The organism is Actinomadura sp. GC306 (assembly GCF_004348665.1).
Taxonomy (GTDB): domain Bacteria; phylum Actinomycetota; class Actinomycetes; order Streptosporangiales; family Streptosporangiaceae; genus Spirillospora.
This window is the reverse complement of sequence record NZ_SMKM01000435.1, coordinates 1-3,162: the sequence shown is the minus strand read 5'-3', so window position 1 is coordinate 3,162 and position 3,162 is coordinate 1. Positions and strand designations below refer to the sequence as shown.

Sequence of the window (3,162 nt, the reverse complement as noted above, 5' to 3'; positions counted from 1 at the left end):
GGGGGAGTGTTGGGTGGTATGGGTGATGTTGTGATTCCCGTGGGTGCGGGGGAGTTGCCGGGGTATCTTGCCGTTCCGGAAGGGGCGGGGCCCTGGCCTGGGGTTGTGGTCGTCTTCGAGGCGCTGGGGGCCACCGCGGACATGCGGGCGCAGGCCGACCGGTTCGCCGCCAACGGTTACCTCGCCGTCCTGCCCGATCTCTACAACGGCGCGCCGTGGCTGAGGTGCGTCGCCAAGGCGATGCGGGAGATGCGGGCGGGGCGCGGTGCCGCCTACGAGCACATCGAGGCGGCGCGGGCGTGGCTGGCGGGGCGGGACGACTGCACCGGCCGCGTCGGCGTCTGCGGGTTCTGCATGGGCGGCGGGTTCGCGCTGGTCGCGGTGGCGAAGTACGACTTCCAGGCGGCCGCGGTCAACTACGGCATGCTGCCGCGCCGGCCGGAGGAGGCGCTGCGCGGCGCGTGCCCCGTCGTCGCCGGGTACGGCGCCGCCGACCCCTCGCTGCGCGGGGCCGCGGGGAAGCTGGAGCGGGCGCTGACCGCGGCGGGCGTGCCGCACGACGTGAAGGAGTACCCCGCGACCGGGCACGGCTTCCTGACCGAGAGCGCACTGCCCGGGCCGCTCGGGCCGGTGGCGAAGATCGCGTTCGGGATGGGGCGGGGCCGGGAGAACGCGCCGGACGGCTGGAACCGGATCTTCGCCTTCTTCGGCGACCACCTCAAGAAATCTACAACGTAAAGGCGTCGGCCTTCATTACCCGGGACGTAATCGCCGGCATGACATCGCGCCGGTAGCGTCGGTGCGGTGACGACGGCGCTGAGCGATGTGAGACCGATCGGGGAGCGGCTGCGCGCGTGGCGGCAGCGGCGGAGGCTCAGCCAGCTGGAGCTGGCGTCGGAGGCGGGCGTGTCGACCCGGCACCTGAGCTTCGTGGAGACGGGGCGGTCGGCGCCGAGCCGGGAGATGGTGCTGCGGCTGGCCGAGCACCTGGACGTGCCGCTGCGCGACCGGAACCTGCTGCTGGTGGCGGCGGGGTACGCGCCCGTGTTCGGCGAGACGCCGATGGAGGAGCCGAGGATGGACTCGGTGCGGGCGGCGCTGCGGCAGGTGCTGGCGGGGCACGAGCCGTACCCGGCGGTCGTCGTCGACCGCTACTGGAACCTGGTCGACGCGAACGGCGCGGCCGGGTTCTTCATGGAGGGGGCGCCGCCGGAGCTGCTGGAGCCGCCGCTGAACGTGCTGCGGCTCAGCATGCATCCCGCCGGGATGGCGCGGAACATCCTGAACCTGGCCGAGTGGCGCGCCCACATGATCGACCGGGTGCGGCGGCACGTGGCGCTGACCGCGGACGCGTCGCTCGCCCAGCTGCACCGGGAGCTGCGGAGCTTCCCGGGGGACGTGGGGGAGGCGATCGCGCCGCCGGGGGACCACGAGGTGTTCGTCCCGCTGCGGATGCGGGTGGCCGACCGGGAGCTGTCGTTCTTCAGCACGATCGCGACGTTCGGGACGCCGGTCGACATCACGGTGGCGGAGCTCGCGATCGAGTCGTTCTACCCGGCGGACGAGGCGACGACGGCGTTCCTGCGGGAGCGCGCCGGGTGGTGACCCGTCAGTTCTCCGCGGCGAGGAGGTCGTGGTGGATGCGGGTGAGGGACAGCCCGTGCCGCTGCAGCGCGGTGACGGTCCGGCGGACGAGCGGGACCGGGCCGGCCACGTAGGCGTCGTGGTCCCGCCAGCCGGGAACGCCGTCCAGGAGGCCGGGCAGGACGCCGGGTATCCGGCCGCGCAGCCCGCCGGGCGGCGCCGGCGCCCCGGACAGGACGGGGGTCACCCGGAGCCGCGCGCAGTCCGCCTCCAGCTTCCGCAGCGCGGGGAGGTCGTACAGGCCGTCCCCGGTGCGGGCCCCGACGACCAGGTGGACGTCGCGGCCGGACGCGGCGGCCTGCTCGGCGAGCGCCTTCATCGGGGCGAGGCCGGTGCCGGCGCCGACGAGGAGGAGCCCGCGCGTGGAGCCGGGCGCGAGGGTCATGGTGCCCGTGGCCGGGCCGAGCAGGACGGTGTCGCCAGGGGCGCAGTGCCGGACCAGGGCGCCGCTGACCCAGCCGGCCGGCCGGGCGCGGACGTGCAGGGTCAGTGTCCCGTCGGGCCGGGGCGCGTTGGCGATCGAGTAGGGCCGCCAGATGCGGGGCCAGCGGGCGGTCTGCACGCTGACGTGCTGGCCGGGCAGGAACGGCAGGGGCCGCCCGGGCCGCAGCGTGAGCACGGCGAGGTCGTGGGCGCGGCGGTCGTGGCCGGTGACCGCGGCGACCCACCAGGGCGGGTGCGCGGCCGCGTCCCGCTCGGCGGCGGCGATCATGGCCGCGGCGGCGGCCCGGTAGGCGGCGGCCCAGGCGGCCTCGGCCTCGGGCGTCCACACCTCCGCGGCGAAGAGGCGCAGCGTCGCCAGCAGCGCGGTCTCGACGGCGGTGTAGTGCTCGCGCAGGACGCCGTACCGGCGGTGGTCGCGGCCGAGCCGGCCGAGGTGGCGGGCGAGGTCGGCGGGGTTGTCCTGGCTCCAGACGATCCGGGTGAGCGCCTGGAAGAACCGGTCGTGCTGGGCGCCCATCGCGGGTGGGAAGAGGGCGCGCAGCTGCGGCTCGCATGCGAAGAGGCGGCCGTAGAAGTAGGCGGTGGCGCCCGCGGGGTCGGCGTCCAGCCGGGTGAAGCTGTCCTTGAGCACGCGCGGTTCCGGTGCCATTCTCCAGCTCGCCCCCTCTGGGCCGTCGGCGGAGAGTTCCGGGGCTCGCGCGGTCGCCGTCGAAGCGTCCGATGCCCGGCTTGCTGAGATTCTCGCATCGGGCTGCGCGGGTCCCAAGCAAGGCGGCCGCGCGGCGGGGGGAATGTCTCGTTGCGTAGTCGCCGGTGAGTTCTCCGTGATCGGTCCGCGCCCGGAAAGGGCACGCATACTGATCGGTACTGCGGCTCGGGTCCGACGGCTCCGGGGCGGGGGATTCCAGCGGGGGAAGAAAATGCTACTCGGTAGAAGTTTTCGGAAATTTTCGGGCGCCGCCGCCCGGAGCGGCCGCCGGAGGGGGCCGACGGCGTCGCCGCTTCCGACTGCGGAGATCCGCCTCGTGCGGCAAGCTGGCTGGTAGGAGGCCGGGGGACGGGACGGCCCGGGGG

3 protein-coding genes are annotated in these 3,162 nt (G+C 74.7%); 2 read left to right on the top strand and 1 reads right to left on the bottom strand.

The annotated features are described in order from the left end of the window. Positions 1-18: 18 nt before the first annotated feature. On the top strand, positions 19-738 hold the full coding sequence (locus tag E1200_RS32255) for a dienelactone hydrolase family protein (RefSeq protein WP_131956297.1): 720 nt from the start codon (positions 19-21) through the stop codon (positions 736-738). A gap of 66 nt (positions 739-804) precedes the next feature. Next, positions 805-1,605, top strand: a complete 801-nt coding sequence (locus E1200_RS32250; RefSeq protein ID WP_131956295.1) for a helix-turn-helix domain-containing protein — start codon at positions 805-807, stop codon at positions 1,603-1,605. Between the two features lie 4 nt (positions 1,606-1,609). Here the strand turns inward: E1200_RS32250 and E1200_RS32245 are convergent, their stop codons facing one another. Then, positions 1,610-2,737: a globin domain-containing protein gene (locus E1200_RS32245; RefSeq protein WP_131956293.1), complete on the bottom strand. Its 1,128-nt coding sequence runs from the start codon at positions 2,735-2,737 to the stop codon at positions 1,610-1,612. Positions 2,738-3,162 lie beyond the last annotated feature (425 nt).